Here is a 12,806-nt window from a genome sequence, read left to right on the forward strand (position 1 = left end):
ATGAATAGATCAGACAAATGCATTTGTATTCTTAATTGCACTGCGGTTCAATAGCGGTTTCTCCTGCCATCGCCGCATTGACGCACGCCCCATGCCCAAACTACTCGACGCCTTCACGCTGTCCCTGCTCGCCACCGTCGCCTTGGCCAGCGCGCTGCCCTGCTCCGGCGACGCCGCTGTCGCGCTCAACGTCATCACCAATCTGGCAATCGCGCTGCTGTTCTTCTTGCACGGCGCCAAATTGTCCCGCGAGGCCGTGTTGGCCGGTGCCTCCCACTGGCGCCTGCACCTGCTAGTGCTGGGCTGCACCTTCCTGCTTTTCCCGATTCTCGGCTTGCTACTGCAACCGGTGCTGCAGCCGCTGCTGACGCCGCAGCTCTACTTAGGCATCCTTTACTTATGCATGCTGCCTTCCACCGTGCAGTCGTCCATCGCCTTCACTTCGATGGCGCAGGGCAATGTGCCGGCAGCCATTTGCAGCGCCACCGCGTCCAACATCCTGGGCATCTTCATCACCCCACTGCTGGTCAGCCTGCTGGTGGTTAAACACCATGGCGCGGGCCAGGGCTGGGGGCCGGTGCTGGACATCGTGATGCAGCTGCTGCTGCCCTTCGTCGCCGGGCAGTTCGCCCGCCGCTGGATAGGAGACTGGGTGGACCGTAACAAGGGCTTGCTGCGCTATGTCGATCAGGGTTCCATCCTGTTGGTGGTCTACACCGCTTTCAGCGCCGCGGTGATCAGCGGGCTATGGCGGCAAACCCCTCCCCAGGCGCTGGCGGCGCTGCTGCTGGTCAACCTGGTTCTGCTTGGACTGCTGCTGGGCATCACCATGCTGCTGAGCCGCAAGCTGGGCTTCTCCCGCGCGGACCAGATCACCATCGTGTTTTGCGGTTCCAAGAAAAGCCTGGCCAGCGGCGTTCCCATGGCCAAAGTGCTGTTCGCCGCGCCGGCGCTGGGCTCCATCGTGCTGCCGCTGATGCTGTTCCACCAGATCCAGCTGATGGCTTGCGCGGCGCTTGCGCAGCGCTATCGCCGGCAGCAGCAGGCGGCAACGCTTCATTAAAAAGACGACGCCCCGCTCGAACTCGAACGGGGCGCCGCGCAGACAAAACAGCAAGACTCTTACAAGCGGTTCAAAGACTCGCGAGCAGGAAAAAGCCAAGGCGAAAACGGCGGAGAAAGCGGAATGCAAAGCCGGTGCATGCGCATTTCGACGCCGTGGCCCCGCAGCGCGGTGGACTTTTTAACAGGCCTTATAGGTCGTTGATCCAGGCCTGCTCCTTCAAATGCTTTAGTTGGTCGCGCAGGCCTGCCGCTTTCTCGAACTCCAGATTGCGCGCGGCCTCCATCATTTCCTTCTCCAGACGCTTGATTTCCTTGGCCAGGGATTTTTCGTCCATCATCGCCACTCTGGCGTTGTCCACCAGTTTCTTGCGCTCATTCTCCACGCTGTAGACGCCGTCGATGATGTCCTTGATCTTTTTCTCCACGCCTCTGGGCACAATGCCGTGTTCGGCGTTGAAAGCCATCTGCTTGGCGCGGCGGCGTTCGGTCTCGTCCATCGCCCGCTTCATCGAGTCGGTAATGCGGTCGGCGTAGAGCAAGGCCTTGCCATTGAGGTTGCGCGCGGCGCGGCCGATGGTCTGAATCAAGGAACGATCCGAACGCAGGAAGCCCTCCTTGTCCGCGTCCAGAATCGCCACCAGGCTGACTTCCGGAATGTCCAGGCCTTCGCGCAGCAGGTTGATGCCGATCAACACGTCGAACACCCCCAAACGCAAGTCGCGGAGGATTTCCACCCGCTCCACCGTATCGATGTCGCTGTGCAGATAGCGCACCTTGATACCGTGCTCGGTGTAGTAATCCGCCAGCTGTTCAGCCATGCGCTTGGTCAGCGTGGTGACCAGCACGCGCTCGCCCTTCTCCATCCGCAATCGGATCTCGGACAGCAGATCGTCCACCTGGGTGGCCACCGGCCTCACTTCCATTACAGGATCCACCAGGCCGGTGGGGCGTACGACTTGCTCCACGACCTGTCCAGCGTGTTCCTTCTCGTAGTTGGCCGGCGTGGCGGACACGAATATGGTTTGCGGCATCAACAATTCGAATTCGTGAAATTTCAACGGCCGGTTGTCGGTCGCCGACGGCAAGCGGAAGCCGTACTCCACCAGATTGGCTTTGCGCGCGGCATCGCCCTTGTACATAGCGCCCACCTGAGGCACGGTGACATGCGATTCGTCGATGAACATCAACGCGTTTTTCGGCAGGTAATCGATCAGCGTGGGCGGAGGATCTCCAGGCCCCCTGCCGGAGAAATGCCGAGAGTAGTTTTCGATGCCTTTGCAAAACCCCATCTCGTACAACATCTCCAGGTCAAAACGGGTGCGCTGTTCCAGGCGCTGAGCCTCCACCAGCTTACCTTCCTTCTGATACCACTCCAGTCGCGCGCGCAGCTCTTCCTTAATGTGCTCGCAGGCCCGCAGCACGGTGTCGCGCGGCGTCACGTAGTGGCTGGAGGGAAACACGGTAAAACGCCCCACTCGCTGTTTGGTCGTTCCGGTCAGCGGGTCGAACAGAGTCAGCGTTTCCACTTCGTCGTCGAACATGCTGACCCGCAGCGCGGTATCGCTGCTTTCCGCCGGATAGATGTCGATCACATCCCCGCGCACTCGGAAGGTGCCGCGGCCGAAGTCCATGTCGTTGCGGTCGTACTGCATAGTGGCCAGCCGGCTGATGATGTCCCGCTGCGCCAGCGTCTCCCCTTCTTTCAGATGCAAAATCATCTGATGGTAATCGGAAGGATCGCCAATGCCGTAGATGGCGGAGACGGTGGCGACAATGATGCAGTCCGGCCGCTCCAGAATGGACTTGGTCGCCGACAAGCGCATCTGCTCGATATGCTCGTTGATGCTGGAATCTTTCTCGATGAAAAGATCGCGGCTGGGCACATAGGCTTCCGGCTGATAGTAGTCGTAATAAGAAACGAAATACTCGACGGCGTTTTCCGGGAAAAACTCCCGCATCTCACTGTAGAGCTGCGCCGCCAGCGTTTTGTTATGCGCCATGATGATGGCCGGACGCCCGCTCTGGGCGATGACGTTGGCCATAGTGTAGGTTTTGCCGGACCCGGTCACCCCTAGCAAAGTCTGATAGGACAGACCGTCGCTGAGCCCTTCAAGTAATTGAGCGATGGCGCCCGGCTGATCGCCGGCCGGCTCGAATGGTTGATGCAGTTTGAACGGACTGTTGGGATAGGTGCGCAGCATGGGTCGAGACATCGGAGTAGATAGCCTGATTCTACGCGGTTCGCCCTTGCTTCACACCCCCGATGCGACCGCATATAAAAAAGCTGCGATTCAGGCTATACACAGTCAAAACATTGTTTAAAATACAGTCAGACCGAGCATAAAACACGGCTTGCGACGCAGACGTCGCGAGCCTATTTTTCGGTCCGAGATTTCGTTAAATCCGCTCTCCCTGGAGTGAAGCATGATCAAGAAAATTGCAAGCCTGCTGGTATCCGCGGCGTTAGCCATGCCGGTGCTGGCAGGTTCGCCGTCCAGCGTGATGGTGGCCTCGCAAATGGCCGACCAGTCCGTTCCGCGGCTGAATTCGCATTCGGTATTGGTGCTGAACGGCATCACCGGCGAACCCTTGTACCAGAAGAACATTCACCAACGCATGCCGATCGCTTCCATCACCAAACTGATGACGGCGATGGTGCTGCTGGATTCCGGAGCGTCGCTGGACCAAGAAGTGACTGTGTCCGACGCCGAGATCGACCGGGTGAAAAACACCTCCTCGCGCCTGGCGGTGGGCACCACTCTCAGCCGCAAGGAAATGCTGCTGCTGGCGCTGATGTCGTCGGAAAACCGCGCCGCCGCCACGCTGGCCCGCACCGCGCTGCCCGGCGGCACCGCCACCTTTGTGGAGCGCATGAATCGCAAAGCCCGTAGCCTGGGCATGAGCGAAACCATTTTTTACGACGCCACCGGCCTGGATATGCGCAACACCTCCACCGCCGCGGACCTCGCCCGCATGGTCCGCGCCGCGCACGGCTACCCGCTGATTCGCGCCTTCACCACCACGGAGAAACACCAGATTCAATCGGTGAGCCGCCGCGTGCTGCAATATAAGAACAGCAACGCGCTGGTGCGCGAAGGCGACTGGGAGATTTCGCTGCAAAAAACCGGCTACATCCAAGAAGCCGGCCGCTGCATGGTGTTGCAGGCCACGGTGGGGTCCCAACCTCTGATCATCGTGTTGCTGGCCGCCGGCGGTAGCGCCGCCCGCGTCAACGACGCCAAAAGCATCAAAACCTGGCTGGAGGCGCACCCCGGCAACTGGTTGGCCGGCTGAGCTTGCCGTTCCCAAATGAAAACGGCCCTTCCGTCAAATGACGGAAGGGCCGTTTTCATTACATCCGCTCACATATAACGCAAGTCGAACTGAGCCAGGCCGTTGGCCGAGCCAGGCTTGATCCCGCCTTCCTGCCCTTGCGGCACGGGTGCGCGGGTGGATTCGTACATCGCGTTGAAGCGCAGCGTGTTGCTGCCGTTGGTCAAGCCCACCAGCGGCGAATACTGACCCAGCACAATGTCCCCGCCGCCCGGCCCCATCAGGCGGATGCCCACGCCAGCGGCGCTGCCGTTGATCGCCATCAGTTCGCCGTTGTCGCGGTCGGCCTCTCCGTTAAAGCGGACCGCCACCGTTGTCATGGTGTCGATGGAGCACTCGGTCAACCGGATGTCGAAGGCCACCGGACGGGAACGGTCGCCGATTTTGCGAAACATTTGCGAGGACACCAGGCCCAGCCCCACTTCCAGGCTTTGTGAATTGGGATCCAGACCGCAGGCGCTCAATACCAGCTCGCCGAAAACGTTCAAGGTGCCGTCAGCCGCGTGCGCCAACGGCGCCGCCAGCGCCAAAGCCAGCACCATCGCCTTGAATTTCATTGCTCCACTCCTTACGCCACTTCAGTTAACCGTCTGATCATCAGAAGACCAGACGGCCCAAGCCGCTTAGATATAATCCAGATCGATATTAATCATGCCCTGAAATGGGCCCTCTTCTACTTTACCCATATTAGTGGGAACAATGGTTCCGTACATCGGCACGGTTTTCTGGCGATCGCCAAAACTAAAATCAGCCAGAAACTCAGATTGTCCAAAACGTAGTTGACGACCGTCATTAAAGAATAACTGCAAGCCTAAACCGCTATCAGAGCTATCCTTCTTTTTAACCAAAGTAGCCGTATAAGTATCCGTCAAGCCATTCTTCCCAGTGAAATAGCCATTAATTTTTACTGGGTCATCACAGGTTTTAACCAAATTTAGCCGGAAATCTTTTCGAGGCACAGCGGGCACGAGGCCTTTGACACTTCTGACAATACGACCAAAATCCAATGTATTGGAAGCAGGGTCTAAGCGCACTTCTACAGCGCATTGGATCGGCGTAATTTTACCCAACCCCACCACCTTGTAGACCAAGTTGGAATTTTCTTTATTATTAATACCCAGCTCGCCATCAAACTGAAGCACCTGAAACTCAGACATCCCTATACCACTTGTGGGAATCGTGCCCTGCTTAGCTATTACAACTTGAAAAGTAAGTGAAAAATTCACCTCCTTGCACTTATCGTAATTCCCTCCAAGATTACACTCGTCAATATAATAACCGGTTGGGATTCTATCACTAGCGTTAACCCCCCAATAAGTTCTGCCATTATAAACTACACCAAACTTTACACCTTTGGCATTGTTGTTATTACGAGGATTCGGATAAAAATAAACCTGTTCCCTCATAGAAACACTATTATCTTTGTAACATGTTACATTGACAGTCCTATCTTCGGAGTGCCAAATCTCTCTTCCATCCGGCAAGGTCACTGGAACCTTAATGGTAGAGCCAATATCCCTCGTAATCATGGCGGAGCCATTGCGCCCCCCTTCCTTGCACGCCAGAGCGTGGCTCAAGGCCGGCAGCATGGCCAGCGCGGCCATCAATAGCAAACGCGGCAAACGACGATTCAACATTGGCTCTCCCTGCGCTGTGCGCTTGCGGAATTATTTCTTGTCTTCGCGGTACTGGCATTGGCCGTCCGCGCAAACGAAGGTAAAGGTATCCTGAGCGCCGAAATCATTGATGTTGCTCAGCTTCAGGCTGGCCGGCAGCGCCTTCAGCGCAAAACGGGCCTCGCCCTTGGGCGGCACCATCAGGCCGTCCATATCGCGCGGCTTCTTGTCTCCCGGCAGCTCCAGCCCCACCAGGGTCAGGTGATACGGGCTAGGGTTCTTGAACACCAGCTTGCCGGCGGCGGCGTCGAAGCTCAGCTGCAGCTTGTTGGCCGGGTTTTCGCCACGCGGCAATTGAGCCTCCTTGGGACGGTAGAACACCTTGATGCGCGACTTGATCGCCAGTTGCAGCACATTGTCCTTGTCGCTCTTGGGCGGCACTTCCTGCACGTTCAGATAAAACAGCGATTCCCTGTCGGACGGCAAGCTGGGATCCGGAATGCGGCTCAAGCGCACTACGCCCTTCTCGCCGGCCTCGATACGCTGCAAGGGCGGCAACACCAGGAAGGGCGAAGCCAGGCGCTTGCCTTCGCCGTCGCTGAGCCAGGACTGAACCAAATAGGGTTGCTCAGGGTTCTTGTTGGTCAGCACCATGCTGACGTTCTTGTCCTGCTCCAGATAAATCATCCGGGTACGGTCCAGCAATATGTTGGCCTGGGCCGTTAGCGGCGCGGTCAATGTGGCCAAAACGCTCGCCAGCCCCAGTGCGCGATGAAGAGTTTTCATATCGATTCCTTATTCTTTATTCTGCGAGAGGCGTGCATGTCATGTCGCGGCCGCCCTGGCTCAGCTCGTAATCGGCCGGCAGCGGGTCCACGCGGCAACGCGTCTTGCCCCAGGAAATTTCCAGCTTGGGTGTCGGACTCAAGCCAGTGACGAAGGTCAAGCCGCCATCGCCCACCATGCCGACATCGCGCTTGCCGGCCACATCGCTCACGGTGGCGCCCAAAGGCGGCATTTTGCCATCTGGCAGCCTCACCGTCAGCAAGGCCTTGCGTCCCACTTTGACCGGAAACTCAGTGCGCCCCACCGCGCCTTCAGTCAGCACCACGCGGCGCACCACGGAACTGGCCTCTACGGAGTCCGGCATATTGTCGTCGTCCAAGCGCACGTCCTGGCTGTAGTACGGCGCCACGCTGCTCAGCATGGCGAAGCCGTTGCGGTCGGTTAGCGCCGGCACGCCGTACACCGGCACGCCAGCCACGCCGTCGGTATCCACCAACATGCGGGTTTCACCGCCGTAGCTGTTGCCCATGGTCAGGCCGCCGGCGTGCAATACCAGCGAGCTACCCATCCCGGCGGACACGCTGCTGTAACCGCCCTGCTGCTTGCTGGCCGAAACATCGGCCTGCATGACGCGGCCGGTGTAATGATAGTCGCCGGACACGAGCGGCTTGCCGGAGCGGGTATCCGCGCTCATCGCCACGTTGTAGCTGTGGTTGGGGGTGCTGCTGTCCGAATAGCGCACCGTGTGGCTGGTATTGCCGGCGCTGCCCTGAATGTCGTAGCCGATGCGGCGGTTATTCTCCAGCGGCATGCTCAAGCCCAGGTAAACACGGTTGCTGCTGCCGGTCTGATCACGCAGATTCTGCACCGACAAGTTGAGGCTGACGTTGCGCAAGGAACCGATATTGACGTCGCGGCTTAGCGACAAATCCACCCGCTGGGTGGCGGTGGCGTTCCAATAAGTGGATTTTTCCGCCGACAGAAACACATTGGTCTGGCCGAAAGTCTTGCTGGCGGTCATACCCACCCGCTGTTTGTCGCTGATATAGGTCTGGCCGTCCAGATCGCTGAGGAATTGACCGAAAGATCGGAAATTACGGTCCGAAAAGCGATAGCCGAACAGGCGGATGTCCGCGTTCAGGCTTTCAAACTTCTTGGCGTAGTTGAAACGGTAAGAGCGGCCGGCCATGTTCACGCCGCCTCGCATTTGAGCGTTGGCCTGCGTCATGTCGGCGGACAAAGCGCCCCAGCTGCCGAGATCCTTGGCGAAGCCCATCGCCAGCGAGCGATAGTCCGCGGACGCGATGAAGCCGCTGTACAGCGACAAGGTCTGCGTCAGGCCGTAAGACGCCTCGGCGCTGGCCACATTAGGGTGGGACACGCTGCCGTTCTGATCCGCCTGACCGATGGCCGCCTTATAACGCCACATGCCGTTACGCGTCAGGAAGGGGACCGAGGCGGTATTGACGGTAAAGGTCTGCTGGCTGCCGTCGGCCTCCTCCACAGTCACATCCAACTGCCCTTGCGTGCTGCTGTTCAGATCGCGAATGGAAAACGGGCCTGGCGGCACATTGGTGGTGTAAAGCACCCGCCCTTGGTTGCGAATGGTCACCTTGGCATTGGTTTTGGCCACGCCGTTGACCTGTGGCGCGTAGCCGCGCAGGCTTTGCGGAATCATGCGGTCGTCGCTGTTCAGCGTGGCGCCGCGCATGGAGAAGGCGTCGAAAATCTCGGAAGTCTTGAACACTTCGCCCAGGGTCAGACGCGCCTGCATGCCCCGCAGATCGCGATAAACCTGGGTATTGTTCCAGCTCAGGCGGCTGCGGTTAGTCGCGCTGTCGTCGTACTGGTAATTGGAACGCAGCCGCCAAGGGCCGGCGTTGGCGCCGGCCACGCCGTAGCTGGTGGTCTTGCTGCTGCTGGCGCCAAGGCCGTTGTCGGTGCGCTGATAGAACACTCGGTAATCCAGCATCGCGGCAGGCACGCCGTCGTTCCAGGTTTCCGGCGGCGCATAGTCTTCATCGCGATAAGCCAGTTCCGCTTGCGGCACCGAGATATCCAAGCGCGCATTGCTCTTGCTGTAACGCACTTTGGCGGCGCTGACCGCAGACAGATCAACGCACTGCTCGTTCTGCGGCCAGACAATGCCGGAGCGCAGGCCAAGCTGACGGATCAAATCCGGCGGCAGACAGGGACGCACCGCCTGATCGGGGCCTTCCGGGCGGAAATCCAGTTCCAACTGCTGCAAAAAGCGCTGGTTCAGGTATACATCGGCGATATAGCGGCCCGGCACGATATAACCGGCCTGCTCGAACTGCTCCAGGCTGACGCTGCTGCTCGGGTCCAGCTGCAAAAAGGCGTCGTTGAACTCCACCGCATGGGCAATGCAAGGGCCGAGCGTCAGCGCCACTGCCACACTGTAAATGCGATGTTTGTTCATGCCTGCGGATATCCCGATTAAGTGCATGCGCCGCCTCACGGCGGCTCTGCCAAAACACGCCGTCGCGTCAGATCGCGCCGGCCTTGATTCTGTCCCGCCAAGGAATGACGAAGCCGCGCCCATTTTCAGGCGCAGGTGTATGCCTTGGGGAATACTTGCAGATGACTATCCTCATGCCCTGGTTTGCAGACTACTCATTGCTGACAGCGGACAAACCAGGCCTGATCATCGCCTAAGCGAACAGACCGTCAGGGCACAAGGAGACAGGGGTCGGAACTTTGCTTGGTTCCGTTTTTGAATCGAACTGCGGATTACTTGTACTGCAGATCGAATACGGCGAAGGCATCAGCCTGACCCGGGGTCACGGTTACTGCGTCGCCGGCTTTGGCGCCGTCGGCTTCGTATGCGGCGCTGAAGTTCAGGGTGTTGTTGCCGTCAACCAGATTCACAGCGGTGCCGTACTGGTTCAGCTTGATCTGGTCGCCATTGTTGGTGTTCACCAGACGAACGCCCACGCCCTTAGCGCCGCCGCTCTTCAGAGCCATCAGTTCGTTGTTGGCGCCAGCGGTGCCCGAGAACATCACAGCCACGGTTTTCAGCGTGGTGGTGGTGCAGTCGGTCAGGGTCATCTGGAACGGAGTCGGAGCCGAACGGTCGCCCACTTTCTTGAACACATGGGTCGGCACTTTGCCCAGGCCAACTTCAAGGTTCACGCTCTTGGAATCCAGGCCGCAAGCTGCGGTAACGATTTCGCCCTTAACATCCAGGGTGCCAGCGGCGGCGAAAATAGAGGAAGCGGCAACAGCCATCAGGGAACCGGCAAATACAAATTTTTTCATTCTTGACTCCGACTAATAGGTAATCATTTTCAAACCGCATTGCAGCCTGGCATGCCACGTCGCGGACTATCCGCCAGTGCTGACATGCAGTACTGGAACGCAGACGAATAGTAGCAAGCAGACCCATTGAGTAGGTTTTTTTGTTTCATATTAAATTTTTTCTTTAAAATGAACGCAAAAAACCGCCTCGCTGACTTTAAACGATTTGATGAATCAATCTTGAATATTTGTTTTATTTCAGGGATTTGTTAAGGATTGAGCGATATTTGCAATAAAACAACACTTCAAATAAAGAAAACCCACACAATTCATGCCGTGTGGGTTTTTTGCTGATTTATTGAACAGATATGGGCTGAAATCAGAAGTAGTTGACCACCAGATTCACTGCGCCTGCCCGGGCGGTGGCACTGCGCAACAGATCGCGGCTGCTGAACTGGTTCTCGCCTTTGCGCACATTCAGACTAGCGATCTTGCCTTGCTGGGAGGCCGCCGCGCTGTCCAGCGTCAACGTGGCAGGGCTGGCGCATTGGTTGAGTTCCAAAGCGGGCTTGGCGCGGGCTGCGTCGGCGCTCGCCACTTCGTGAGTCTGGGCGCTGCAGCCGCCTTCAACGATGGCGCCATAAAAGTGCACCTGGCCGCCTTGTGCCATTGCAGCGGAAGAAAGAACGGAAAGCAGGGCTGCCAGTCCAAGTGCGTGCAGACGTTTCATTTTCGACCTTCCTTTCTAAATCCCGCCATTAGTAATCAAATGCTTTTAGGTTTTGGCTTTTTTTGTAAGCCAACCTAGTTCAATTGCATTCTAGTACAAGTGACATTTAAATTGAAAGGGCTATTTGATAGTTTTTCTTACAAGTTATTTTGTTTTAGAATTAACAAAAACTTACTAATAAATGCATGTTTAATTAGGTTTTAGTTAAACATATCAAATAACGACGTCTGACTATCGTTATGGCACAAACTTAGCGCGGTCGCCGTCAATACAATGGATGGGCGGAGCAGTCCCCCTCCCGCCTCCTGAAAAACAGTGATAAAAAAAGGGACGGCATGCCGTCCCTTTGATCCGCCGGCCTGCCGCCGGCGTTAATGACAAAATTATGCCAAGAGCCGCTAAGAAAACCTCGCAGAGAACCTGAGCCAAGGCGCGCCGACGCAAGCAGTACAAGTAGTACGACAAGGAGGCGCAACCCAGGATCAGGGGTTTTGTTAGCGGGTCTAAGAGCAGGTCCTAAGGCATCAGCGGCCAGGTATCGCTGCCCTTTCCATTGTCTTTTTTCGGCGGTGCGGCCGGCTTCGCCTCCAGCGCCCGTCCAGGCCGCGTCCGGTTAAAGTACTTTTCCAGCAAGGCGTCCAGAATCGCGGAAGTTTCGGTATCCGGCACGCCGTCATAACGCGCAGGCCGGAAATGCATCTGGAAAGCCGCCACCACCTCCTGGGTCTCTTTATCCAGCGCGCCGGTTTGCGGCGCTTCATAGCCGTAATCCAGCAAGCGTTTCTGCAAATCCCGTATATCTCCGCGATAAGGCACTTGCCGCAGGTAGAACTCCACCGCCTCGCGCTCCGGCCAAGCCCCGATGTTGTAGTCGCGGTACAAGCGCTCCCACGGGAACTTGGGGCCGGGGTCCACTTTGCGCCCCGGCGATACGTCGGAGTGCCCCACGACCTTGTGCGGCGGAATCTGATGCCGCGCGATAATGTCCGCCGCCAACTGCGCCACCACCGAGACCTGCGCCTCATCGAAGTCAAACCACTGCCGCCGCATCAGGGGCAGTTCGTCCTCTTCCGGGGATGGATAGCCCAGATTCACAATCTCGATGCCGATGGAACTGGAATTGATCAGCCGGTCTCCTTGCCAGTAACTGCGCCCGGCGTGCCAAGCTCTGCGCTCTTCCGGCACCAATTGGTACACCTTGTTGGACATGCCCAGCAAAGCGGCATCCGGCACCAGATAATGCGCACTGGCTCCGTGCTGGCCCTGCGTGAGCATTTCCAGCGCCAGAGCGTTGGGCACGGCGGTGTAATGGAATACCAGGTTGCGAACCCTGGAATCCTGATTTTCGGAAACCACGCTGGCGTCTATCCGATAGCTTTTGGCTGCTCCCGCCGCGCTGACGCAAGCAGAACTCAACACGCTGGCCGCCAACGGCGCCAGCAGGGGCAAAGCCCCTGTCCAACCCAAAATGTGTCTTCTACTGATCATTTTCCATTCAACCTTATCGTCAAGTATGCGCGCGGTCGTTTTCCCGGCGCACACTGCAAAGGTAGAGTTTTTAAACTAATAAATAGTTCCAATTAAGATATTGGCATGATAGATGCCATTTAATTAACATGGAAATACTCAGTTTCAGCGCTAAACCACGCATACAGGCTTGCCAACCTGCAGATCCTGCTTTAGATTGCGCAGCGACTCATGGGAAACCTGCATTGAGACTATCGGCATTCAAATCCATTACCCGGCTGGCCCTGCTGCTGTTCATTCTTTGGCAGGCCCTATCCTTGGCCAACGGCGCGGTTCGCGCCGACGACGCGCTTGGCCGCGCCAGCCCATCCTATGCCGCCAGCCAAGACATAACCACAATGCAAATCGCGAGCGGCAGCCATGTCCACTGCGGCGGCGAACAGGGCGGATGCGGAGAGTGCCAGGCTTTGCCATCCGCATGTCCAGGCTTAGCGGCAAACACGGTGGAGTCAGGCTGGCCCGGCTTCGCCACCGTCCTTTCACTGCGCCAC

Annotated in this window: 10 protein-coding genes; 2 read left to right on the top strand and 8 right to left on the bottom strand. The window is 57.6% G+C overall.

Translation table 11 applies throughout. The annotated features are described in order from the left end of the window. Positions 1-91 precede the first annotated feature (91 nt). Positions 92-1,063, top strand: coding sequence for a bile acid:sodium symporter family protein (locus DXT74_RS16990; protein WP_194426543.1), 972 nt, complete (start codon positions 92-94; stop codon positions 1,061-1,063). A 190-nt stretch (positions 1,064-1,253) separates the two neighbouring features. On the opposite strand, the gene uvrB is transcribed toward DXT74_RS16990, so the two are convergent. Then, entirely contained in the window at positions 1,254-3,266 is a 2,013-nt protein-coding gene (gene uvrB, locus DXT74_RS16995; RefSeq protein ID WP_043631046.1) for an excinuclease ABC subunit UvrB, read from the bottom strand. 223 nt (positions 3,267-3,489) lie between these two features. On the opposite strand from uvrB, the gene DXT74_RS17000 reads away from it, so the two are divergent. After that, a complete protein-coding gene (locus tag DXT74_RS17000; RefSeq protein WP_043631044.1) occupies positions 3,490-4,359 on the top strand; it encodes a D-alanyl-D-alanine carboxypeptidase family protein in 870 nt (289 codons plus the stop codon). A 68-nt stretch (positions 4,360-4,427) separates the two neighbouring features. Here DXT74_RS17000 and DXT74_RS17005 read toward each other — a convergent pair whose 3' ends face one another. The 7 genes from DXT74_RS17005 to DXT74_RS17035 form a co-directional block, all read right to left on the bottom strand. After that, complete coding sequence (locus DXT74_RS17005) at positions 4,428-4,955, bottom strand: fimbrial protein (RefSeq protein ID WP_019103935.1); 528 nt, start codon at positions 4,953-4,955, stop codon at positions 4,428-4,430. A gap of 66 nt (positions 4,956-5,021) precedes the next feature. Beyond that, positions 5,022-6,035: a fimbrial protein gene (locus tag DXT74_RS17010; protein WP_194426544.1), complete on the bottom strand. Its 1,014-nt coding sequence runs from the start codon at positions 6,033-6,035 to the stop codon at positions 5,022-5,024. 30 nt (positions 6,036-6,065) lie between these two features. Continuing rightward, complete coding sequence (locus DXT74_RS17015; RefSeq protein WP_052370209.1) at positions 6,066-6,800, bottom strand: molecular chaperone; 735 nt, start codon at positions 6,798-6,800, stop codon at positions 6,066-6,068. A gap of 16 nt (positions 6,801-6,816) precedes the next feature. After that, the gene (locus DXT74_RS17020) at positions 6,817-9,240 is read right to left on the bottom strand and encodes a fimbria/pilus outer membrane usher protein (protein ID WP_043631039.1); all 2,424 of its coding nucleotides are present in this window, start codon (positions 9,238-9,240) and stop codon (positions 6,817-6,819) included. A 311-nt stretch (positions 9,241-9,551) separates the two neighbouring features. Further along, entirely contained in the window at positions 9,552-10,079 is a 528-nt protein-coding gene (locus DXT74_RS17025) for a fimbrial protein (protein WP_043631037.1), read from the bottom strand. A gap of 358 nt (positions 10,080-10,437) precedes the next feature. Beyond that, positions 10,438-10,788, bottom strand: coding sequence for a hypothetical protein (locus DXT74_RS17030; RefSeq protein WP_156038746.1), 351 nt, complete (start codon positions 10,786-10,788; stop codon positions 10,438-10,440). Between the two features lie 516 nt (positions 10,789-11,304). After that, entirely contained in the window at positions 11,305-12,276 is a 972-nt protein-coding gene (locus tag DXT74_RS17035) for an N-acetylmuramoyl-L-alanine amidase (protein WP_043631030.1), read from the bottom strand. Positions 12,277-12,806: the final 530 nt, after the last annotated feature.

This window comes from Chromobacterium sp. Rain0013, from assembly GCF_015291765.1.
In the GTDB taxonomy this organism is placed as follows: Bacteria; Pseudomonadota; Gammaproteobacteria; order Burkholderiales; family Chromobacteriaceae; genus Chromobacterium; species Chromobacterium haemolyticum.

Excerpts from the sequence above, each read along its gene's own strand:
- DXT74_RS16990 (WP_194426543.1), top strand. The coding sequence starts at position 92 with ATGCCCAAACTACTCGACGCCTTCACGCTGTCCCTGCTCGCCACCGTC.
- uvrB (WP_043631046.1), bottom strand. The coding sequence starts at position 3,266 with ATGCTGCGCACCTATCCCAACAGTCCGTTCAAACTGCATCAACCATTC.
- DXT74_RS17000 (WP_043631044.1), top strand. The coding sequence starts at position 3,490 with ATGATCAAGAAAATTGCAAGCCTGCTGGTATCCGCGGCGTTAGCCATG.
- DXT74_RS17005 (WP_019103935.1), bottom strand. The coding sequence starts at position 4,955 with ATGAAATTCAAGGCGATGGTGCTGGCTTTGGCGCTGGCGGCGCCGTTG.
- DXT74_RS17010 (WP_194426544.1), bottom strand. The coding sequence starts at position 6,035 with ATGTTGAATCGTCGTTTGCCGCGTTTGCTATTGATGGCCGCGCTGGCC.
- DXT74_RS17015 (WP_052370209.1), bottom strand. The coding sequence starts at position 6,800 with ATGAAAACTCTTCATCGCGCACTGGGGCTGGCGAGCGTTTTGGCCACA.
- DXT74_RS17020 (WP_043631039.1), bottom strand. The coding sequence starts at position 9,240 with ATGAACAAACATCGCATTTACAGTGTGGCAGTGGCGCTGACGCTCGGC.
- DXT74_RS17025 (WP_043631037.1), bottom strand. The coding sequence starts at position 10,079 with ATGAAAAAATTTGTATTTGCCGGTTCCCTGATGGCTGTTGCCGCTTCC.
- DXT74_RS17030 (WP_156038746.1), bottom strand. The coding sequence starts at position 10,788 with ATGAAACGTCTGCACGCACTTGGACTGGCAGCCCTGCTTTCCGTTCTT.
- DXT74_RS17035 (WP_043631030.1), bottom strand. The coding sequence starts at position 12,276 with ATGATCAGTAGAAGACACATTTTGGGTTGGACAGGGGCTTTGCCCCTG.